We start from the raw sequence: 22467 nt of genomic DNA, 5'->3' as shown, positions 1-22467 counted from the left end.
GCCAACCCGTCGTTCGTGCGGGTTGTAAGCGGTCGCCGGACGCTATACTGAAACCTGAACCGGGTTTCAACTTGGATCAAGCAGGGAGAGAGCAACATGGTTGAAGGGCGTGGCAATGCGGCCACATCCTCTGGTGCGGGGCCCACGCCGGGCCAGCGCCCCAGCTCCTCCGAGGCCGCCAGCGCGGGCAAGGAACCGCGCACCGCGCGCGGGCGGCGGACGCTCCGCGCGATCCTGGATGCCGCGGCCGAGGAGTTCGGCGAAAAGGGATTCCACGAGGGCTCGATCAGCGGAATCACCCGCCGCGCCGGCGTCGCGCTGGGCAGCTTCTACACCTATTTCGATTCGAAGGACGATGTGTTCCGCGCGCTGGTCCGCGACATGTCCGAACAGGTGCGCGAGAATGTCGCGCCGGCGCTGAAGGGCGCGACGGGGCAGATCGCCGCCGAGCGCGCCGCGCTGCTGGCGTTCATTCGCTTCGCCCGCTCCCACAAGGAAATCTATCGGATCATCGACGAGGCCGAGTTCGTCGATCCCGAGAGTTTCCGCATGCATTATGCGACCACCGCCGACCGCATCGCCAAGCGTTTGCGCGCGAGCGCCGAGCGGGGCGAGGTACGCGAGGATGTCGGCGAGATCCACGCCTGGGCGATCATGGGGATGAACGTGTTCCTGGGGCTGCGCTACAGCGTATGGGACGAGGACGTCGATCCCGAGACGATCGCCGATACCGTCGCGACGATGCTGGCGCGGGGGATCGGCAAGGGAATTTGAGCCCGCGCAGATTCGTGGCCGGTCATGCCTTCGAGCGGTAGCCGGTTACCCTAAAGTCACAAACGTCACAGGGTCTACGCGCGCATACGCGTGAGGCAGTTCGATTTTATTCGCGATGAGAAAGAGCCGGTATCGGCTCGCAGGCGAAGTCCTACATTGCAACCGGCGGCGCGGCGCCCAGTGTTGCGAGGACGAAATCGGCGCGCGCTTCGACGTCGACCCTGGACAGCAGGTGCATGGTGTAGCCGAGCGCGCGATAGGCCCGTTCCAGCCGTGCATATTCCGCGACTGCCTCGGTGAATTCGAGTCGGCGCTCGGCGTCGTGGACATGGATCTCGGACCAGGGCGGGGCGAGAAAGACGTTGGCATTGTAACGATGGGCCGTGCCGAGCGGCATGACGGTGCGTTCGCCCGTGGCATGTTCGAGCGCGACGGCGGCATCGACGAGCCCGCGGTCGAAGAACACCAGAGCCTTGCGTGATTCCGCAGCGAGACGATCGGCCAGCGCCATCGCGATCGCCCGCCTCGCGAAGGTAGCCATGTCCGTCCAGGGCAGAGCGTTGCCGTTGCACCGCAGTTCCTCGGTGACGATACGGCGCCCCGGCTCGGGTACGGTGCTGAATCCCCGGCGCGCGAGTTCGGCCAGCAAGGTCGATTTGCCGCCACCCGAGCAGCCGGAAATGACAACGAATTGGTCCAGAAAATCTCTCAGCTCTTGTCGGGCGTGCCCCGGAGCGCGGCCAGCGCGCCGAACGGGCCGCTCTCCTCGGCCAGACGCTTCGCTTCCTCTTCGCTGAGCACGCCTGCCCGTTTCAGCGTCGCCTCGGCATTGGGGCTGCGCGGGAAGGGATCGAGCGCGAGCGCCAGCGTCTCGGCAGCCGCTTCGCCCAGGTCGATCGCGCTGCCGGTGTAGAACACCGTATCGCATTCGTCGGCGTCGAGCTCGATCTCGTCGTTGGGATCGCCTTCGGTCTCGGGGACGAAGCGGATCGCGAAATCCTCGTCGATCCTGGCGGGGACGGGATCGCGGGTGGCGATGCAGCTCTGCACGACGCTCGCCCGGATGCGGCCGCGGGCGACGATGCCGGTGGCGTCGCGGCGAATCGCATAATCGGCTTCGAGCGAATCGATCGCCGGGATGTCGAAACGCCTGGCGAGCGCGGCGCGCTCGGCCGGATCGGCCGCGACGTGGACCTGGCTTTCGCCGGCGCCGATCTGGTCGAGCCGGTGCGGGCGCGAGAATTCGGACGCGGTCATGCGGGCAGCTTCCCGGCGATGACGGAGGCGATCGGCGCGGCGGCGAGCTTGCCGCGGAACACGAGCAACTCGGCCTCGACATGCGCAAGCGCCGCGTCTTCGGGCGCGTGGCCGCGATAGAGATTGCGGACCAGCGCGTCCTGGAGCGACCCCGCAGCCAGCCCGGCGCGATAGGCGGTGAGCCGCCCGCCCAGCATGCCCATCATCCGGCCGATATGCTTGCCGACGACGATGTCGCCGATGCCGATCTCGCGCAGCTGGCCGTCCATGTCCTGGATGAAGCATTCGGCGAGCGCGGCGTTGGGGGCGGCGCCTTCCGGCTCGGCCTCGAGCCGGAGCAGCACGATCGAAAGCACCGCCGCGATCATGTCGAAGCGGCCGTCGATCGTATCGGGCACCTGCCCCGTCTGATACCAATGCGGCCGGCGCCCTTCGGCCACGACGGCCTGATAGAGAAGCGGCGCCGTGCCGCGATCGTGGCCGCCGAGCAGCCGCTTTAGCAATCGCATGGTCTGGTTCTGGTCCGTGTAATCAGGCGCGACCTTGTTTGGCCGCATTTTGCCGCATATTGAGGCGAACGGCCCGCGATGCAATGCGCGGTCGGGTTGCTTCTGCCTGGAGACCATCATGTCATTTCCCGTTCGCGCGCTTGGCGCCGTTGCGCTGCTAGCCGCCATGGGCACCGCCGCCTGCACTCCGGTGCGGACGCACCAAGGCTATGTCGTGGATTCGGCGCTGGTGGATGCGATCCAGCCGGGCATCGACAATCGCGACTCGGTCCTCCAGACGCTCGGCCGCCCGACGCTGACCAGCCAGTTCAACGAAGGCGAATGGTATTACGTCTCGCGCGACAGCAGCAACATGGCGTACCAGGGCCCGCGCACCAAGACCCAGCTGACGCTGCGCGTCCGCTTCGATGCGGCAGGCAATGTCGTCGGCGTCGATCGCATGGGCGCCGAGATGATCGCGTCGATCGATCCTTATGGCAAGAAGACCCCGACGCTGGGCCGTCACTCCAACTTCTTCCAGGATCTGTTCGGCAATATCGGCACGGTCGGCGCGCCGGGCACCGGCGGCCCGGGCGGCGGCGACAACACCGGCCCGTAACGATCCTTGCTCCCAGCTGACTGGCGCGTTCCCGCCGCGTTCAGCGCAGCTCCTCCATTCCATGCGCGTGCCGGCGGTTTCGCCGGGCCATGTTTGGAGGAAGCCATGAAGAAGTTCATCACCGCCACGCTGCTCGCCGCGGTCGCCATGCCGGCGGCCGCGCTGCCGACCGCGGCCTATGCCCAGTCGACTCGCGAGCTGCGCCGCGACCGCCAGGATATCCGCGAGGAGCAGCGCGAGCTGCGCCAGGCGCAGCGCCGCGGCAATCCGCACGAGGTCCGCGAGCAGCGCCGCGACGTGCGCGAGGCGCATCAGGAATATCGCGAGGACCTGCGCGACCGCAACCGCAACTGGGGCGACAATGACTGGCGCACCAACCGCGACCGGAACCGCGGCGTCTATTCGCGCGGCAACTGGCGTGCGCCCTTCCGCTACAATCGCTTCACTGCGGGCGCCCGGATCGGCGCTCCCTATTTCGGCTCGCGCTACATCATCGCCGATCCTTGGCGCTATCACCTGCCGCGCGCCGGGCGCTACCAGAGCTGGGTGCGCCACTATAACGACGTGCTGCTGATTGACACGCGCCGCGGCGTCGTGATCCGCGTGCTTCCCGGCTTCTACTGGTAAGTCGATTTTCGTCGGGGCCCGGGCGGCTTTTTGCCGCTCGGGGTTCGGCCGCGCCGTTGCGGCAGCGCGGCCGGTGCCCGTGAGCACGGCCCCGAAAGGGGGTGGGACCGACGCGTAAACGCCGGAAAAGCATTTCGGGTCCGTATTAATCCACCATATGTGAAGATATTTCGACGAGCCGTTCAGCGCCCGATCTACCGGATCGTGAATAGGATCTGGTCGACCACCTTCCCGCCCGGATCGACCAGCTTCAACCGGTGCTGACCCGGCGGCGCGAGCACCATCGGACGCGCATCCGCCGCGCCCAGATCATGGGTGTCGAGCAGGAGGCGATGGCCGGTCACCTCACCGCTCACCGATATGGCAAGTCGCTGATTGGCGGGCGGAATATCGGGATCGAGCGCATAGACGCTGCCCGCCACCGGATTGACGATGCGCGGGCGCCGGGCGGCTTCGGGCGCGAAGGCGATCTGGGTCAGCGCGGTGCCTTTCAGGAAGTATTCGCGGCGCGGCTGCTCGACGCCCTGGGCGAAGCGAATCTGGCGCATCTCGATACCGGCTGGCTCGGGCAGCGGCCTGCTCGGGGTTCCGTCGTGGAGCGCGAGCATCACGTCGCGCCAGACCGGCGCTGCGCCGCTGGTTCCCGAAACGGCGCGCATCGGATCGCCCTCGAGATTGCCGACCCAGACCGCGACCGTGAAGCGGTCGGAAAAGCCGATGCACCAATTGTCGCGCATTGCCTTGGAGGTGCCGGTCTTGGCTGCCGCCCAGAAGGGCAGACGCAGCGCTGAATCCGTGCCGAAGGTGCCGGCGCGGGCGTTGGGATCGGCAAGGATGTCGGCGACGATCCACGCCGCCTGGGGCGTAGTGACATGGCGCAACGGCTCGTGCGGGTCGTCCTTCGTCAGGCGGAGCGGCGCCCAGCGTCCGCCGAGCGCGAGGCTGCGATAGGCATCGGCCTGCTCCAACAAGGTAACTTCGGCTGAGCCCAGCGCCAGTGAATAGCCATAGTACTGACCGTCTTCGACCAGGCCGCGATAGCCCGTGTCCCAGAGCCGGTCGCGGAAGGAATCGACGCCGGTAAGGAGCAAAGTGCGCACCGCGGGGACGTTGAGCGAGCCGGCCAGGGCGACGCGGGCCGACACCGGCCCCTTGAAGGCGCGGTCGTAATTCTGGGGGACGTAGAGGCCCGAGGCAGTGTCGAGCTGGACCGGCGAATCGTCGAGGATCGAGGCGGCGGTGAGATAGCCCTTCTCGATCGCCTGGGCATAGAGGAAGGGCTTCAGCGTCGATCCGGCCTGGCGATAGGCGGCGGCGCCGTCGACCGAGGGGGCAGTCGATTCGCCGCCGATCCCGCCCACATAGGCGAGCACGTCGCCGCTTTGGTTGTCGACCACCACCACCGCGCCGTCGCGGGCACGGGTGCCGCCCAGGCCCTGGAGTTGGCGGCGCAACGCCGTGATGGCGACCGCCTGGATCCGCACGTCGAGCGTAGTGGTGATCCTGGCGCCGGGCTTGGTGAGCAGGCGGGCGGCGAGGTGCGGGGCGAGGCCGGGATCGAGCGCCAGGCTGCGCGCAGGGCCGAGCATCGAGGCGGCGGCGCCGGCGAAGCGGCTGCAATCCTTGTCATGGCTCAGCGCGCAGGCGCGTTGCGCCACCTTGGTGGAGCCCGCGCCGGGATCGGGGAGCAGCGCCGCGAGCAACAATGCATCGTCGCGGCTGAGCGTGGCGGGGGTCTTGCCGAACAGGCCGAGCGCGGCTGCGGCGATGCCCTGCGCCTCTCCGCGGAACCCGGCGAGGTTGAGATAGGCCTCCAGGATCTGGTCCTTGGTCCAGCCCGCTTCGAGCTGCGAAGCGGCGCGCATCTGGCGGAGCTTGTCCCAGAAGCCGCGATGGCCGGGCCGTGACAGGTCGGGCGCGAGATAGGCGGCGACCTGCATCGAGAGCGTGCTGGCGCCGCGGGCGCGCTTGCCCTCGGCCTTGTCGCGCAGCGACCCGGCGAGCGCCCACCAGTCGACCCCGCCATGGTCGCGGAAACGCCGGTCCTCGGCGGTGACGAGGACGTCGCGGGCAACGGGAGCGACGTCCTCGAGGCGAACCCAGGCGAGGCGGCGGGCCCGATAATCGATACGGGCGCTGTCGATCAGCCGACCGTTGCGGTCGTAGAGCCAGGCCTCGGACGGCTGCCATGTGGTGCGCACCGTGGCGTAGCCCGGGAGCGGCGGCGGCAGGGTGATCCAGTAGAGCGTGCCGACGCCGGCGAAGAGCAAGGCGCCGCCGCCGATGAGGATGCGCGGCGGCGTGAATAAGCCGCGCCAGCCGCGTTCGCGATGCGTGGCGCGGAGCGTGGCTACTCCGCGCGCGAGTGCGTCGGGTGCAGCATCGATGCGCCTTGCCAGCGATCGGGCGAAGGCGAGCAGGCGGGCGAGCGGCGTTCCCCCGTTCACCGCTCCGCCACGGTCATCACGGCATTGGGCAATTGGGCGCGGATCTCGGGCGAATACATCGCCTCGACCCGCGTCGCCGGCAGGTTGAATTTGCCCGCCGTGTTCAGCCGCATCACATAGGTGATGGTGAAGCTGCCGCGCGGCACCCAGCCATAATAAGCGCGGAAGGTGCCGCCCGAGCGCTCCAGATAACTCGGCCAGCTACCACCGTCGCTGCCCGCATCCTTGTTGAGCAGTTCGGACTGGCCGCCGAGATTGCCGAGCACGGTTGCGCCCGCGGGCATCGGATCGTTGACCACCACCCAGTTGCGCTCGGCTGAGGCCTCGACCGTGATGGTCACCTTGACCACGTCGCCGCGGGTCAGCGTGCCCGGGCGGGCGGCCTGAACCATCTCGACCTTCTTGGTCATCTTGTAGCCCGCCATCAGCGGCTGGGTGAGCGGCACTGCCGCCTTGACCCGGACGAACGCCCAGGGACCCGCGCCGCCGCTCTGGCCGAGCATCAGCGGGGTGGTCTGCGCGGGGAGCGGCAGGCTGAACATGCGCTGCGGCTCGAGCAACGGCCAGGTTCGGCTGACCGAGCTCGGGCCAAGCGTCGCGGTGGTGACGCCGGCGATCGCCTGGGCGGGGTACATCGCCATGAATTTCCGGGCGGCGATCGTGCCCCAGGCATTGGCGGTGGTCGTGTCCCAATGGCCGCGCTGCTGGCGCATCGCGACGCCGACCATCATCTTGGCATTCTCGTCGTTCCAACCGGGGCGGCCGAGCGTGGCGAGGACGGCCTTGATCGCGGCGCTGTCGTCCGACGCCATCAGCCACCAGGGCATGCGACCCTTGTCCGACAGATCCACGCGGGTACCTTCATAGACCAAGCGGGTGCGCAGCGTCTTTTCCGCTTCGGCGCGCAGCTGGGGACCGTTGGCGAGGCCGGGGACACTGCCGATCGCCGCGGCATAATCGGCAAGCGACGAAGTTGGCATCTCGGCTGGCGTAATGCCGAGCTGGCCGAGCATCGGCGCGGTCGCCGCGCCCTGCCTGGCGAGCGCGTTGAAGGCCGCGAGCCGCTGGAGGCGGACATCGCCATAGTCTTCGCGGCGCAGGCGGCCATCGAGCACCGACTTCATCGCCTCGATCATCTTGGCGCGCGGCGCTTCGGGCAATGGAAGCCCCGCCTCGGCGGTGACCGAGAGGATATAGGCGGTGAGCGCTTCCGAACCCGGCCAGTCGCCCGGGAAGTAGCGGAGCAGTCCGTCACCATCCTGATAGGACGGGATCTCGCCCGCGATCAGGTTCCACGCGCCGGTGTCGCCCAGGGCAATCGCCCTGGAGGTGCGTTGTTCGAGACAGCCATAGGGATAGGCGGCCATGTAGTCGCGGACGCCCTGGAGCGGCGGCGCGAGCGTATCGGCCAAAGTGATGTCGACCATGCCGCGGCCCGGCAGCGCGCCCATAGGCGGGGCGATGCTGAAGTTCGCCTGACCGACGCGGCCGAGGCTGGCGGCCCAGGTTTCGACTGGCACCGCGGGCACGACGTCCTGCGTCACCGTGATCTTGTCGGTCGACTTGCCGTCCGCCGACTTGGCGGTGACGGTCCAGGCGAGCTTGCCCTCATTGGGCGGCGCGGTGAGGTTCCAGACGATCGGTGAGGCGCCGCCCGGCGGGATGTCGACGGTCAGCGGCTTGCCCTGCGCGACATTGGGATTGAGCGCCACCGTCGCGGTGACGCGTATCGGCTTGGCCGATCCGTTGCGCAACGTGAACATCGCCCCGAACGTATCGCCGGTACGGATGAGCTGGGGGACGCCGGCATAGATGCTGAGATCCTGCGCGGTGCGCACGCTGGTCTCGCCGGTGCCGAAATATTGCGCGCCGTTGGTGGCGATCGCGACCAGCTTGAACGAGGTGAGCGCGTCGGACAGCGGCACCTGCACCCGGGCGTGGCCGTTTCTGTCGAGATCGACCTTGCCCTTCCACAGCAGGACGGGCTGGAAATTCTCGCGGTTGAGGCCCGAGAGATCGCCGCCGCCACCGCCGCCCGCCTCGACGGCCTTCTTGCCGTAATGACGCTTGCCGACGACCTGGGTCTGCGCGGTCGAGGTGAGCACCGAGATCGGGCGGTCGCCCATCATCGCGTCGAGCAGGTTCCAGCTGTCGTTGGGCGCGAGCTGGAGCAAAGCCTCGTCGACTGCGGCGAAGGCGACTTCGGCCTGGCGTGCGGGCGTGCCGTCGGGGTTCTTCACCTCGACATCGACATTGGCGATGTCGCGCGCGCCATAGCTCGCTTTGTCGGCCTTGACCGCGACGCCGAGGCGGTGGCCTTCCCAGCCCACCTTCACCTTGGCGAGGCCGAGGCGATAGGCGGGCTTGGCGAGATCGACGGTGGCGGTCGGCTTGCCGCCGTCCTTCGACCAGGGGACACCCCATTCGCGCGCCATGTCAGATCGCCACTGCGCCCAGCCCGAGACGCGGCCGCGCACCGCCATCACCGAGACGAAGACGTCGGGGGCATAGTCGGCGGGCATCGGCACTTCGACGACCGGGTCTTTGCCCGACAGGTCGACGACGAAGCTGGAGAGCACGCCCTCGCGCTCGACCGTGACCAATGCGGTCGCCTCGCGGAACGGCATGCGGACCTGGAACTTGGCGGTCTCGCCGGCCTTGTACTCGGTCTTCTCCGGGATCAGGTCCATCCGGTCGCCATTGTCGCCGCCGAACCACCAATCGTCGTCGCCGACCAGCCACACCGACTGCGTGGCGCGCGAGACATTGCCATTGGCGTCCTTGGTGGTGGCGACGGCATAGACTTCGCCAGACACGCCGGGATCGAGCTGGCAGGTCGCCAACCCTTGCGCGTCGGTGGTCGCCGAGCAGGTGGCGCCGAGCTTGGTCGTCTTCACCTGGTTGTCGTATGCGTAGAAGCCGCCGATCAGCCGGCGCCGTGCGGTCAGGATCTCGCGGCTGTAGAGCTCGATCGAGACCTGCTGGTTGGCGACCGGCTTGCCCGCGGTATCAAGCGCGACGAAGCGCAGGCGCAGATCGTCCTGCTTCATCAGCCAGCCATCGGTCTTGACGCCGAGCTGGATCGCCGAGGTGTAGAGTGGGATGCGGCGCGAAGCGGTCAGGATCTCGCCATTGGCGTCCTGATAATCCATCTCGACGAGCATCGAGGTGTTCTGGTCGAGCGATTGCGGGACATCGATCGCCGCGCGCGCGCTGCCCTCGCCGTTCAAGGTGACCGGTAGCGTCTGGGTCGGCGGGAGCTGGGGCGATTCCTCGTCGCTTTCATCATTGCCGTTGAGCGGCTTGGTCCCCTCGGCCATCGGGCGGCCGCCGAAGCTGTAGCCTTCATAGCCGTCGGGGGTCGGGAAGCTGTCGAAATAGCCGATGCGCAGCTCGACCGGCAGGTTCGACGCGCCGCCCCCGGCGAGATAGCCGACGAACAGATCGAGCGGCAGCGTCGTCGGGCGCACGGCCGGATCCTTGGGGCCGGCGACGCTCGCCTTCATTGTCGGAAGCTTATACTCGTCGACCTTGAACGACTGGCCGGTCCAGATCGTCTTTTCCTCCGCGCCCTCGCCCTTCACGACGAAGCGGATGTCGTAATCGCCCATCTTGGCGCCGCTGGGTGCGGTCCAGCTCGATTCGCCGATGCCGTTGGCGTCGATCGAGACCGGAATGTCGTAGACCGTGTCGTCGCCGCGATGTTCGAGGCGCAGCGTCGCGTCGAACGGCTTGGGCGCCTCGAAGCCCGCCGCGACGGGGCGGCGGATGATGTGCTTCATGTGGATCGTCTCGCCCTGGCGGACGAGCGCCCGGTCGAACACGGTGTGGTAGATCTCCTCGGGCGCGCTCCAGCCATAAGGCAGGTCGAAATCGTAGGGGCGGATGCCCTCGCCCCAATCGGTGAGAGTGAAGCTGAAATCGTCGGCCTTGCGCGCCGAGACCATCAGCGGCGAGGCATTGCCGTTCTCGCAGCTGGCATAGGTTTCGGGCTGGGGAAGCCCCTTGGGCACGCCGAGACGGCCCGAGGCATCGGTGGTGCCCTTGGCGAGCAACTGGCCGGTGCAGCTGTCGGTGATCCGCACCTCGGCGCCGCCGACGCCGGTGCCGCCGTCGAGCGAGGTCACCCAGACCAAGGAGGTCTCGCGGCCCCACTTGAAATGGACGCTCATGTTCGTGACCAGCGCGCCGGCGGCGACATAGCGCGGCGCCTTACGGCCCAGCAAAGCCTCGCCGAGCCGGGGGCTGGCGAGCTCGACGACATAGAATCCTGGCTTGGTGAGCGGGATGCCCACCACCTCGAATTCCTTGCCGCCGCCGGGGAGGTTGACCTGGAACGGTTTGCCGGTCGCGGGTGTCAGTAGCGGCTTGGCGCCGGTCTGGTTGATATAGACCGTCTCATCGCCGCGCTTGATCTCGTCGCTTTTGGTCTTCGCGGCGTCGTCGATCGCATGAAGCCAGTTGGCGATCTCGCCGTCGCCACCCTCGATGCGCAGGCTCTGGCCGTTGACGGCCATCTGGCTGCCGCCGAGCCTGGCCTCGACATTGCGGACGCTGACCGGAAGGACGCCGCCCTCCTTGGCTTCGAGGATGCCGAAGTTCGCGGCGAATTTCACCAAAGGCGGCGCTTCATCGAAGCGGATATCGAGCGGGAAGCGTTCGGCATTGGAGAGTTTGCGCCCGCTCTCGTCGGTGACGTCGGCGGGGAGGACCAGCTTGGCGGTGACCGGTCCGGCGGGCAAAGGTGCCTTGAACTTGAGATCGGCGACGGTTGCACGGGTCTTGTCGTCACCCTTGCCCTTGTCGTCGCCGAAGACCGGAGCCAGCTCCTTGCCGTCGGGCAGCTTGATGCGGACCGCCTTGGCCTGCGTCATCGGAATCGGCGCGGAGAAGCGGACCCATGCATCCTGCACCGGGTTGCAGCCCGCCTGCGGATTGACCCGCGAGCATTCGAAGCGCGCGGTGAAGGGCTTGCGGACGGTGAAGTCGTAGCGCTGGTCGGTGCCGGCGACGCGGCCCGAGGCGCTGGCGATGTCCTTGCCCCAAACGAGCGCCATGTCGCGGCCGGGGGGCAGCGGGCGGCGGCATTTGAGCGCTACGACGCTGGCGGTCGCCTTGGCGCGATCGGCGGCTGCGGCGGGAAGCGCCTGGGGCAGGCCGGCGTCGCTTAGGAAGCTCTGCACTTCCCAGCGATCGGTGCCGAGATCGGAGAGGAGCTTGGACGCGACATCGGCGGGCAGCACGTCGACCGGGATCTTCTCGCCGATACCGTCGACCGCGCAATAGGCATTGGCGGCGACCGAGGCGCGATCGGGCGCGAGATTGGCGGCAACGAGAAAGACCTGATCCTCCTCGATCTCGCTGCCATAGCGATTGGGCAGCACCGCGCGCGCGATCGGGCCGCCACTGTCGACGGTGAACTTGCTCTGGCCGGTAATGGCAAAGCCCGCGAGGCTCTTGAGCTTGTCCTTCAAGGTGAAGGTGCAGGTGACTCCTCCTGGGAGCGGGCTGGCGAATTCATGGACGAAGGTCTGCTGGTCGACCCAGCGGCCCTCGCCGCCCACCGGGCATTCGACATCGAACGGCCCCGCCGCGCGCGGATCGCCCAGAGGCACCATCGGCTGGTTGAAACGGGCGGTGAAGCGCTCGATCGCGCCGTCGCCGACACCGGGGGTCGCCATTTCGACCTGGGGGCTGTTGTCCCCGAAGGCGACGACCGCGCCCAAGGGAGCAAGGACCAGCGCGAGAATACCAAGCCGGGCAACGAGCTTCATGGAACACCCCTCTCCAAGGCCGTGCGTGAAGATTTGCAGGGGGCGGGAATGCAAGTCCAGCGATGATTGGCGATGACGCGTGATTGTCGCACCCAGACCGGTTTACGCCAAAATGGATCAGATTGTGCCTTTCCGATAGGCGAAATGCCCCACGAATCCCGTGGTTTCGCCTTGATTGTTTCGCTCCCGACACGGGATAATGCCGTTTCCGAATCGGAGATATCGCCGTGGGGGATGGGGGCATCCTAGTTGCGATCGACGCAGCGGCGCGCGAGGCGACGCTGTTCGCGGCGATATTCTTCCTGCTCGGGGGGATCGACGATCTTCTCGTCGACCTCATCTATGCGGTCCGGCGCATAGGCGTGGCGCTGCGGCGATTGGTACTGCCCCGGTCGGAGGAGCAGGAGATCGCCGCAGCGCCGCCAATTCCGATCGCGATCTTCGTCGCGGCATGGGATGAAGCGCAGGTGATCGGCCAGATGCTGCGAAGCGCGCTCGGCCGCTTCGACTATCCCGACTATGCGCTCTATGTCGGCACGTATCCCAACGATCCCGCGACGATCGCCGAAGTGGCCAGGGTGGCGGAGTTGGACGAGCGGGTTCGGCTGGTGATCGGGTCCAATCCGGGGCCCACGACAAAGGCCGATTGCCTGAACGCGCTGTGGCGGGCGCTGCGGCATGACGAGGCGGCGGAGGGCCGACTGGTCGCCGCGGTGGTGTTGCACGACGCCGAGGATCTGGTTCATCCGTTCGAACTGCGCGTCTTCGCCGATTTCCTGCGGCGATACGGCGCGGTGCAATTGCCGGTGCTGCCGCTGCGGCATCCGGATTCGCGCTTCGTGTCGGGCCATTATCTGGATGAGTTCGCGGAGGCGCACAGCAAGACGCTGCTTGTTCGGCAGGCACTGGGCGCGGGACTGCCGCTTGCCGGCGTAGGCTGTGCGATCCGGCGCGACGTGCTGGGGCGCATCGCCGCGGCGCGGGGCGGGATGCCGTTCGACGCGACCAGCCTGGTCGAGGATTATGAGTTGGGGCTCGCCTTTCGCGCATTCGGCTGCGACTGCGTTCTGGCGCGGGTACCCGAGTGCCCGGGTGGGCGACCGGTGGCGGTGCGCGCCTATTTTCCGGCGACGCTGAACGCGGCCGTTCGGCAAAAGGCGCGCTGGATGACGGGGATCGCCCTCGCCGGTTGGGACCGGACCGGCTGGGGTCGGCCGGGCGATCTGGGCGATCACTGGATGCGGGTGCGCGACCGGCGCGCGACGCTGGCGATGCCGGTGCTCGCGATCGCCTATTGCGCGCTCGTGTTGTGGGGGGCGGGGCTTGCCGGGCATGCGGTTGCCGGCACGGTCGCGGCGTCGCCGTCGCCGCTGGTGCAGGTTCTGCTCTGGACGAATCTTGCGCTGCTGGGCTGGCGGCTGACGGTCCGCGCCGCGTTCGTGACCCGTGCCCATGGCTGGCGCGACGGGCTGTTGTCGGTGCCGCGGATCCTGGTCGCCAACTATATCGCGCTGCTCGCGGCGCGGCGCGCGATTGCGATCTATGCGCGGCTGCTCGCCGGCTCGGCGCCGCAATGGGACAAGACCGATCATCAGTTTCCGGATGCCGGGCAGGGCGCGGCGTGACCGGGCGCGGCCGTCCGCTGCGCTTTCTGGCGCTGGTGGCGGCCGGATGGATCGGCGTGCGCATCGCGATACTCTGGCCGCAGACGGGCTCGCTACCGGCGGCGATCGAGACTCTGGTCCCGCTGGCGCAGGCGAGCCGACCGGCCCCGGCGGATGCGGTGCTCCTCCAGGCCGCGCACGTCGCTGTCGAACGCAGGCACGCGAGACCAGTAGCGAGAGTGCATGACCGAAAGCCGCAGCCGGACCTCGCTGCGTCGAGACCGGCCGCCGATCCGGCGCGCATCCAGATGGCGCTGTTGGGGCTCATCCAATATGGCGCGCCCGAATTTCCCGGTACTCCTGTCGTGGCGCTTCCGACGGCTGCACAGCCGGTGACGATCACGCCGATGCTGTCGCGCTGGTCGGCGAGCGCCTGGCTGGTGGCGCGTCCCGGCAAGGGGCTGGGCGCGGCGCCGGGGGCCAGCCAGCTCGGCGGAAGCCAGGCAGGGTTGCGGGTTTCGTATCTGCTGGCGCCCGAGCGGCGGGTCGCAGCCTTCGTGCGGGTTGCTGCGCCGCTCGCGGGCAGGGGCGCGGAAGGTGCGGTTGGGCTCGAATGGCAGCCGACACGAGCGCCGGTACGGCTGGTCGCGGAACAGCGCTTCGGGCTCGACGGCACGCGCGGCGGGACGGGGCTGGGCGTGATCGCGGGGATCGACACACGGGTGCCCGCCGATTTCCGGCTCGAAGCCTATGGTCAGGCCGGTGCGATCCGGCGGGCGCGGATCGAGCCCTATGCCGATGGCGCAGCTCGGGCAACACGCGTCGTGGCGGAGCGCGGCGGCGTGCGCTTGTCGCTCGGCGCGGGCGCCTGGGGCGCGGCGCAACGCGACGCGCAACGGCTCGATCTCGGCCCCTCGGCGACGCTAGGGTTGCCACTGGGCCGCCAGAACGTCCGGCTCGCGCTCGACTGGCGGCAACGGGTGGCGGGAGATGCAAGGCCGGGTTCGGGGCCGGCGCTGACGATCGGCAGCGATTTCTAGCCGCACCCTTTTGCAGTGCTGCGCAAAAGCGGTAGTGCGGTGGGCGCATGGACCTTTATCTTCCCATCGCCAATCTTTCGGTAAACGCGCTGGTGATCGTGGCGCTGGGGCTCGGCGTCGGCCTGCTCTCGGGCATGTTCGGCGTCGGCGGCGGATTCCTCACTACCCCGCTGCTGATCTTCTACGGCATCCCGCCCACCGTCGCGGCGGCATCGGCGGCGAGCCAGGTGACTGGCGCCAGCGTATCCGGCGTGTTTGCGCATTTCCGACGGGGTGGCGTCGACGTCCATATGGGTCTGGTGTTGGTGGTCGGCGGCGTGCTAGGGAGCATCGCCGGCGCGGCGCTGTTCACGTCGCTCCAGGCGACCGGCGCGATCGATACTGTGATCGGCATCCTCTATGTCGTCATGCTGGGGTCGATCGGCGGGCTGATGCTGCAGGAATCGATCACCGCCGTGCGGGTGTCGCGCGGCGCGAGGCCGCCCAAGCCGCGGCGGCGGCGGCACCATCCGCTAGTCGCTTCGCTGCCGCTGCGCTGGCGCTTCTATCGCTCGGGCCTCTATATCTCGCCGCTGGCGCCACTGCTCCTGGGCTTCTGCACCGGCATATTGACCGTGCTGCTGGGCGTGGGCGGCGGCTTCATTCTGGTGCCGGCGATGCTCTATCTGCTCGGCATGGGCACGCAGGTCGTGGTCGGCACCTCGCTGTTCCAGATCCTGTTCGTCACCGCGGCGGCGACGATGGTGCACGCGACCACGACCAAGGCGGTCGACATCGTGCTGGCGGCGCTGCTGCTGCTTGGATCGGTGATCGGCGCGCAGATCGGTGCGCGGTTCGCGCAGAAGGTGAAGCCCGAATATCTGCGGCTAATCCTTGCGATCATCGTGCTGCTCGTCGCGGTGCGCATGCTGGCCGGCCTCGCCTGGCGGCCCGACGAGATCTACACGGTCGAAGTCTCGTGAAGCGTTGGGCTGTCCTCCTGCTCGCGCCGTTGCTGATGGGCCAGGCCAAGCCGGTGCTGGTGCCCGACGTTTCGCAGCGCGCCATCGAGATCGCCTATTCGTTCACCGGCGCCGAGCTGCTGCTGTTCGGGGCAATTCTCTATCCCGGCGGCCGCACGCCTGAGCGCGGCGAGAAGCCCGCGGACATCGTCGTGGTGGTGAAGGGACCGACCCAATCGGTGCTGGTCCGCGAGAAGGAAAAGGTCGCCGGCATCTGGATGAACGCCGAGCGGACGCGTTACCGGTCCGCGCCGAGCTTCTATGCGATCGCCTCGTCCAAGCCGATCCGCGAGCTCGTCGACGAGCGCACCAGGGCGATCTACGAGCTTGGCGTCGACAGCCTCCAGCTTTCGCCGTCATCGGGTGCCCAGCCGGAGGTGCAGGCGCGGTTCGACAAGGGGCTAGTCGACCTCAGGACCCGGGGCGGGCTCTATTACGAGGCGCCGGGCGCGGTAGAGATCACCGACGGCGTGCTCTATCGGGCGCGGCTCAACATCCCAGCGCGCGTGCCGGTGGGCCGCTTCACCGCCGAGACCTTCCTGATTCGCGACGGACGCGTGCTGGCGGCGGCAGTGCGGCCGATCGACATCCGCAAGTCCGGTTTCGAGCGATTCGTCGCCACTGCGGCGGAGGACCAATCGCTGGCTTATGGGCTCGTCGCGGTGGCGCTTTCGATCCTGCTGGGCTGGGGCGCGGGAGCGATCTGGCGGCGCTTCTGACACCGGCCGGCAAAGCATGGTAAACACCTGCGAACATACCCAATCTTTACTTCCCTGCGGCATGGTGGCTCCGATTCAAGGGAGTAGCCGATGGAAGGCCAGTTCGGGGCGCGTGGTTTCGAGAACGCGGCACCCATCGCATCGTCGGACATTCTGCCTGCGCACGCGCCGTCGCAACCGATCGGCGCGGTGCTGGAAATCGCCGGCTCGACGAGTCAGGTGATCTTCGATCAGGCGGCTCTCGAAACGCTCGCCGCCAGCAGCGATGCGGCCATTGCCAATGCCGGAACCGTCGGCAGCCAGGTCAAGGTGCGGGTGGGCAATACCTGGCTGATCGCCAATGTCCGCGCCCTCAAGCTCGAGACCGCCGACCGGATCGCCGCGCAGATCGACTTTCTCGGTGAAGGCGACGAAGAGAAGCTTACCGGCAAGCTCTACAAGTTCCGCCGCGGCGTGACGCGTTATCCGACGCCGGGTGCGCCGGTGTTTGCCGTCACCACGGCCGACCTCAAGCAGATCTACGCCTCGGACGATCGCGCGCATATCGAAGTGGGCAATGTCTATCCGACCAAGGATATCCGTGCCGCGCTCTATATCGACGCGATGCTCGGCAAGCATTTCGCGCTGCTCGGCTCGACCGGCACGGGTAAGTCGACCGCGGCTGCGCTGATCCTGCACCGGATCTGCGAGCTGGCGCCGCAGGGCCATATCCTGATGATCGATCCGCACGGCGAATATGCCAGCGCGTTCAAGACGATCGGTGCGCTGTACGACGTCTCGAACCTGCAGATGCCCTATTGGCTGATGAACTTCGAGGAGCATTGCGAAGTGTTCCTCACCACCTCCGGCTCGGACCGCCAGGTGGACGCCGATATCCTTGCCAAGTGCATCCTGCTCGCCAAGGGCAAGAATCGGCTGGCGCAGGAAATCGGCAAGCTCACTGTCGACGCACCGATCCCCTATCTGCTCTCGGACCTGACCCAGATCCTCCAGCTCGAAATGGGCAAGATGGACAAGGCGACCGACACGGCGCCCTATCTTCGGTTGCGCAGCAAAATTGACGAGATCAAGGGCGATCCGCGCTATGCCTTCATGTTCTCGGGCATGCTGGTGGCGGACAGCATGGCTTCATTCCTGGCGCGGGTGTTCCGCCTGCCGGGCGACGGCAAGCCGATCTCGATCGTCGACGTCTCGGGCGTGCCTAGCGAAATCACCTCGGTGGTCGTCGCGGTGCTCGCCCGGATGGTGTTCGACTTCGCGATCTGGTCGCGCGGCGAAACCAAGCGCCCGGTGCTGCTCGTCTGCGAGGAGGCGCACCGCTATGTGCCCAATGAGCGCAATGCCGATGGCTCGTCGGTGGGGCGGATCTTGAGCCGGATCGCCAAGGAAGGCCGCAAATATGGCGTGTCGTTGGGGCTGATCACGCAGCGCCCGTCGGATCTGGCCGAAGGGGTGCTCTCCCAATGCGGCACGATCCTGTCGATGCGGCTCAACAACGAGCGCGACCAGGCATTCGTCCGCGCGGCGATGCCCGAAGGCGCGCGCGGCTTCCTCGATTCGATCCCGGCACTTCGGAATCGCGAATGCATCGCGGTGGGCGAAGGCGTGGCGACGCCGATCCGGCTGCTGTTCGACGCGCTCGATGAGGGCAAGCGCCCGGCATCGGACGATCCGATCTTCTCCGAATTGTGGCGCGACACCGGCGGCGAGGAAATGATGCTCGAGCGCACGATCAAGCGCTGGCGATCGCAGGGCAAATAACTGGCGAACGGTAGCCGGTTACCCTAAAGTCACAAAGGTCTCAGGTTCCGCGCGCGTGTGTGCGTGAGGCGGCCGATTCCATTCAAGATGAGAAAGAGCCTGTGCGGGATCGCAGGCCAAATCCTACAATTCAACGGTAGCGGGCGCTCAGTCCTCGTCGCGCTGGGCGCCGTGGCCGATGGGCACCGCGAGGAGGGTGCTCAGCTTGGCCTTGAACGCGCCGAGCGCGCCCCCGGTAAGGCGATTCTCTACCGAGAAGGATACCGAGCGCGGGTTTACTGCCACGCCGTTCTTGTAGAGCTCGTAGTGAAGGTGCGGGCCGGTCGAGAGACCAGTGTTGCCGATAGCGCCGATCTGCTGTCCCTTGCGGACATGCTGGCCTGGCCGGACCAGGATACGGCTGAGATGGCCGTATCCGGTGCCGTAGCCGCCGTCATGGCCGAGCTTGATGAAGTTGCCATAGCCGGCGCTGCGTCCGGCGACCTGCACGACACCGTCGATCGCGGCATAGACCGGCGAACCCCAGGGCGCGGCGATGTCCACGCCCCTGTGCATGCGGGTATAGCCCAGGATCGGATGCATACGCATGCCGAAACCGGATGAGAAATGCCCGGCGGCGGGCATGCCCATCATGCCGGTCTTGTTGCCGCGGCCGGCGCCGTCGAACCATTCGGTCTTGCCCTCGTCACCCCAAGGGACGAGTTGGACGCTGTTTCCGCAACCGGTGACGCCGGCATACATCAGGCTGCCCATCTGCACCTCGCCGGTCGCAGCGCGCGCCTGACCGACGATGATGTCGAACTTGCAGCCCGATCCGATCTTCGAGACCGACACGCGGCTGGCGACGGTGCGGAGATAGGCCTCGACCGCCTTGGCCGGGGCGCCGGCGGCGCGGGCCGAGCGATAGAGGCTGGAGCCGACCATGCCCTGGATGCGCAGCGGCGTGCGGTCGATCGCGATCGGGATCTGCTTGAGCGAGAGCGCACCGCCGTTGCGCGCGACTTCGAGCTTCAAGTCGAACTTGGCGCGGAATTCGAGCTTCTCGAGGGGGCGCGGCTGCGACTTGTCGAGGCGGCGGCCCAGCGTGAGATCGAGCATCGTGCCCGGCTGGATCTCGTTCAACGCCATCGCCTTGGTGACGAGCGCGCCGACCTGGCCCGCATCGGTCTTGCCGACGCCCGAGCGCTGGAGCACGGCGAGCAGCGCCGTGCCGGATGAAAGCCTGGTCTCGTTCTGGATGATCGGCCGTTCGGGCGTGTCGGTGAGCGGCGCGACGAGGTTGGTCGCGGCGACATGATAGCCGCTGATTGATCCCTGGCCGAGCGGCTTGATCGCCTGCGCGCGCGCCGCATCCCATTCGCCGCCGCTCAAGGGGGGCGGCACGGTGCCGTAGATCGGGGCTTCGAAGCCTGGCGCCAGCAAGAGGGTAAAGGCGCAGAGGCCCACACAGGTCGCAGCACCGCGATACCAGGTGAGCGTGCCGATGCGCGAACCGAGATCGGGGGCGAGGTCGATATCGCCGAACCGCGCGAACAGCCGATCGATCAGCGTCCGCGGCTTCGGCACGAGCACCAGCGCGCGCGACGTGCCGCCGCCGCCCTCTCCGGTGCTCAGGTCCTCGCGCTGAAACAAGGCGTGGTGCCCCCAAAAATCGTCGTCGAGCTTGCCGCAACCCCCGGCATGGGTGCGATCACTGTGGAAGACAGGGTTTAATGTCAAATTAAGCAGCCTGATCTTTGCCGCATGCTGCGGCGACCTGTGCTGCACCCAAGATGAAGGGATTCAGCACCTTACATGATCAGGGAACCACCATGGTTAACAAAGATTCGCAATTGGGGGGAGTTGCTTAAGGGCTGACTCGGAACAATCTTGGCAATGCCATGAGCCAGTTCGCGCGTTCTCCCGTCACTGCGGTGCTGGGCCCGACCAATACCGGCAAGACCCATCTCGCGGTCGAGCGGATGTGCGGCCATGCCAGCGGCATGATCGGCTTCCCGCTGCGGTTGCTTGCGCGCGAGGTCTACGACCGCGTCGTCAAGATGAAGGGCGCGGCCAATGTCGGACTGATCACCGGCGAGGAGAAGATACTCCCCCCGAAAGCGCGCTGGCTGCTGTGCACCGCTGAGAGCATGCCGCTGGAGCGCGAAACTGCGTTCGTGGGGCTCGACGAGGCGCAACTGGGGGCGGACCCCGAGCGCGGGCATGTCTTCACTGATCGGCTGCTGCGCGCGCGAGGCCGTGAAGAGACGATGATCCTGGGTTCGGAATCGCTCAAACCCATGCTCAAGGCGCTGGTGCCCGATGCCGAAATCATCGGGCGGCCGCGCTTCTCGACCTTGAGCTATGCAGGCGCGCGCAAATTGTCGCGGCTGCCGCGGCGCTCGGCGATCGTCGCTTTCTCGGCGGAGGAGGTTTACGCGGTAGCCGAGGCATTGCGGCGGCTGCGCGGCGGCGCGGCGGTGGTGATGGGCGCGCTCAGCCCACGCACCCGTAACGCGCAGGTGGCGATGTTCCAGGCGGGCGAGGTCGACTATCTCGTCGCGACCGACGCGATCGGCATGGGGCTCAACATGGATGTCGCCCATGTTGCCTTCGCCTCGCTCTCCAAGTTCGACGGCAAACGCCAGCGGCGCCTGACAATCGCCGAGATGGCACAGATCGCCGGGCGCGCGGGGCGGCATCAGCGCGACGGGACGTTCGGGGCGCTGCACGAGCAGGGTCCGAACGCGTTTACACCCGAGGAAGTGCTGGCGATCGAGGCGCATCAGGTGCCGCGGCTCGAGCATCTCTATTGGCGCGAGGGCGAGCCCGATTTTGCCAGCGTGGACGCGCTGATCGCGAGCCTGGAGACCAGGCCGCACAACGACGCGCTGCGAGCGGCACCACAGGCGGTCGACCTGGCGGTGCTCAAGCGGCTGGCCGAGGAAGATTGGGTGCGCGCGCGCGTGCGCTCGCCGCTGATGGTCGCGCGGTTCTGGGCGGCGTGCGGCCTGCCCGATTTCCGCAAGCTCGGCGTCGATCCCCATGCGCGCTTCGTCGGGCGGCTTTTCGGGCATCTCTCCGAAGGCAATGGCCATGTGCCGCACCAATGGTTCGCCGACGAGATCCAGCGGCTCGACAATATGGGCGGCGATGTCGAGACGATCGCCGGGCGGATCGCGGCGACGCGGAGTTGGGCCTATATCGCGCAGCGCACCGACTGGCTGGAAGAGCCGCTCCACTGGGCCGAGCGGACGCGGGCGATCGAGGAGAAGCTCTCGGACGCGCTGCATGCCAGCCTGACCCAGCGCTTCGTCGACCGGCGGACCACGGTGCTATTGCGGCAGATCGGCGCTGATGCCTCGAACCTGCCGGTGACTATCGGACCCGAGGGCGAAGTGAGCGTCGAGGAACATCCCCTGGGCAGGCTGGAAGGCTTTCGCTTCACCGTGGCGCCCGATGCGCGCGCGGCGGACAAGCGCATGCTGCTCGCGGCGGCGGAGAAGCGGCTGGCGGGCGAACTGCGCCGGCGCGGCCAGGCGCTGGCGGAGGCGGGCGATGAGGATCTGGCGCTGAGCGGCATTACGCTGACGTGGCGGGGCGCGGGGATCGCCGAACTGCGCGCTGGCCAGCATCTCGCGCGGCCGCGGATTGTACTGGATCGCGCGCTCGACGTGCTTGATGCGCAGGCGAAGGCCGCGGTGCAGGCGCGGCTCGAACGCTGGTTCGCGGAACGGATCGAGCGGCATGTGCCGGTGTTCGCCAGGCTCGACGCGGTGACGCGCGACCTTGGCGCAGGCGCGCCGCTCAGGGCGCTGGCGAGCGCCCTGCTCGAAGCGGGCGGGTTGCTGCCGCGTCGTGCGGCTGCGGCCCTGGTCGAAGCGCTCGATGCGGATGCCCGGAAGAAGCTGCGCAAGGTCGGCGTGACGATCGGCACGCTCGACCTCTTCGCGCCGGCCCTGCTCAAGCCCGGCCCGGCGCGCTGGCGGCGCGAGCTGATGGCGCTGGCCGATACGCCGCGCGAGGGTGCCACGGTGCTTTCCCGCAACGCACCCGGCGCCGATCTCGCTTATGGTTTCCGCCCGCTGGGGCAGCAAGCGGTACGCGTCGACTTGGTCGAACGGATCGCGCGCGCCGCCCATGATGCGCGCAAGGGCCGCGCGCCGTTCGCACCCGATCCGGCGCTGGCGACGTCGATGGGGCTGAACGCGGACACGCTCTCCCGGTTGATGGCGCAGCTCGGCTTCCGCACTGCGCGCGCGCAGGAAGGGCAGCCGCCGCGCTGGATCTGGCAGGGGCTGGTGCCGGTGGCCAAGCCCAAGGCGCCACCCAAGGACAACGCCTTTGCAATGCTCGAGGTGTTGCGGCGTGGCTGAG

15 protein-coding genes are annotated in these 22467 nt (G+C 67.8%); 9 read left to right on the top strand and 6 right to left on the bottom strand.

The annotated features are described in order from the left end of the window. Positions 1 to 96: 96 nt before the first annotated feature. Entirely contained in the window at positions 97 to 774 is a 678-nt protein-coding gene (locus IAG41_RS18645) for a TetR/AcrR family transcriptional regulator (RefSeq protein WP_187730187.1), read from the top strand. Positions 775 to 925: 151 nt separating this feature from the next. Here the strand turns inward: IAG41_RS18645 and IAG41_RS18640 are convergent, their stop codons facing one another. Genes IAG41_RS18640 through IAG41_RS18635 form a run of 3 tightly spaced genes read right to left on the bottom strand, consistent with a single transcriptional unit; the run spans position 926 to position 2540 of the window. Then, the gene (locus IAG41_RS18640) at positions 926 to 1456 is read right to left on the bottom strand and encodes an AAA family ATPase (protein WP_316251193.1); all 531 of its coding nucleotides are present in this window, start codon (positions 1454 to 1456) and stop codon (positions 926 to 928) included. A gap of 26 nt (positions 1457 to 1482) precedes the next feature. Continuing rightward, positions 1483 to 2031, bottom strand: a complete 549-nt coding sequence (locus IAG41_RS23000; RefSeq protein ID WP_222950772.1) for a YceD family protein — start codon at positions 2029 to 2031, stop codon at positions 1483 to 1485. Continuing rightward, a complete protein-coding gene (locus IAG41_RS18635) occupies positions 2028 to 2540 on the bottom strand; it encodes a ubiquinol-cytochrome C chaperone family protein (RefSeq protein ID WP_187730185.1) in 513 nt (170 codons plus the stop codon). The genes IAG41_RS23000 and IAG41_RS18635 overlap by 4 nt, the downstream gene beginning before the upstream one ends. 118 nt (positions 2541 to 2658) lie before the next feature. On the opposite strand from IAG41_RS18635, the gene IAG41_RS18630 reads away from it, so the two are divergent. Then, positions 2659 to 3138 carry an outer membrane protein assembly factor BamE gene (locus tag IAG41_RS18630; protein ID WP_187730184.1) on the top strand — a complete coding sequence of 160 codons (480 nt, stop codon included), beginning with the start codon at positions 2659 to 2661 and terminating at the stop codon, positions 3136 to 3138. A gap of 105 nt (positions 3139 to 3243) precedes the next feature. Beyond that, positions 3244 to 3765 (top strand): RcnB family protein, encoded by a 522-nt coding sequence (locus IAG41_RS18625; RefSeq protein WP_187730183.1) that lies wholly within the window; start codon positions 3244 to 3246, stop codon positions 3763 to 3765. A gap of 194 nt (positions 3766 to 3959) precedes the next feature. On the opposite strand, the gene pbpC is transcribed toward IAG41_RS18625, so the two are convergent. Continuing rightward, positions 3960 to 6056, bottom strand: a complete 2097-nt coding sequence (gene pbpC / locus IAG41_RS18620) for a penicillin-binding protein 1C (RefSeq protein ID WP_187730495.1) — start codon at positions 6054 to 6056, stop codon at positions 3960 to 3962. 152 nt (positions 6057 to 6208) lie between these two features. Next, positions 6209 to 11986, bottom strand: a complete 5778-nt coding sequence (locus IAG41_RS18615; RefSeq protein ID WP_187730182.1) for an alpha-2-macroglobulin family protein — start codon at positions 11984 to 11986, stop codon at positions 6209 to 6211. A gap of 227 nt (positions 11987 to 12213) precedes the next feature. Here IAG41_RS18615 and IAG41_RS18610 point away from each other — a divergent pair, with 227 nt between their 5' ends. From IAG41_RS18610 to IAG41_RS18590, 5 genes are all read left to right on the top strand, one after another. Next, positions 12214 to 13611, top strand: coding sequence for a glycosyl transferase family protein (locus tag IAG41_RS18610; protein WP_187730181.1), 1398 nt, complete (start codon positions 12214 to 12216; stop codon positions 13609 to 13611). Next, positions 13608 to 14630: a hypothetical protein gene (locus IAG41_RS18605; protein ID WP_187730180.1), complete on the top strand. Its 1023-nt coding sequence runs from the start codon at positions 13608 to 13610 to the stop codon at positions 14628 to 14630. Before IAG41_RS18610 ends, IAG41_RS18605 begins: the two co-directional genes overlap by 4 nt. 47 nt (positions 14631 to 14677) lie before the next feature. Beyond that, a complete protein-coding gene (locus tag IAG41_RS18600) occupies positions 14678 to 15592 on the top strand; it encodes a sulfite exporter TauE/SafE family protein (protein ID WP_187730179.1) in 915 nt (304 codons plus the stop codon). A gap of 35 nt (positions 15593 to 15627) precedes the next feature. Then, a complete protein-coding gene (locus tag IAG41_RS18595; RefSeq protein ID WP_187730494.1) occupies positions 15628 to 16350 on the top strand; it encodes a TIGR02186 family protein in 723 nt (240 codons plus the stop codon). Between the two features lie 90 nt (positions 16351 to 16440). After that, entirely contained in the window at positions 16441 to 18111 is a 1671-nt protein-coding gene (locus IAG41_RS18590; protein ID WP_187730178.1) for an ATP-binding protein, read from the top strand. Between the two features lie 147 nt (positions 18112 to 18258). On the opposite strand, the gene IAG41_RS18585 is transcribed toward IAG41_RS18590, so the two are convergent. Then, positions 18259 to 19830: a M23 family metallopeptidase gene (locus IAG41_RS18585; protein WP_262408763.1), complete on the bottom strand. Its 1572-nt coding sequence runs from the start codon at positions 19828 to 19830 to the stop codon at positions 18259 to 18261. A gap of 161 nt (positions 19831 to 19991) precedes the next feature. Here IAG41_RS18585 and IAG41_RS18580 point away from each other — a divergent pair, with 161 nt between their 5' ends. After that, entirely contained in the window at positions 19992 to 22466 is a 2475-nt protein-coding gene (locus IAG41_RS18580; protein ID WP_187730177.1) for a helicase-related protein, read from the top strand. Position 22467 lies beyond the last annotated feature (1 nt).

The sequence above is a fragment of the Sphingomonas sp. JC676 genome (assembly GCF_014489075.1).
Classification (GTDB): domain Bacteria; phylum Pseudomonadota; class Alphaproteobacteria; order Sphingomonadales; family Sphingomonadaceae; genus Sphingomonas.
Note: the sequence above shows the minus strand (reverse complement) of the source record. Positions and strands in the feature narration are given on the sequence as shown.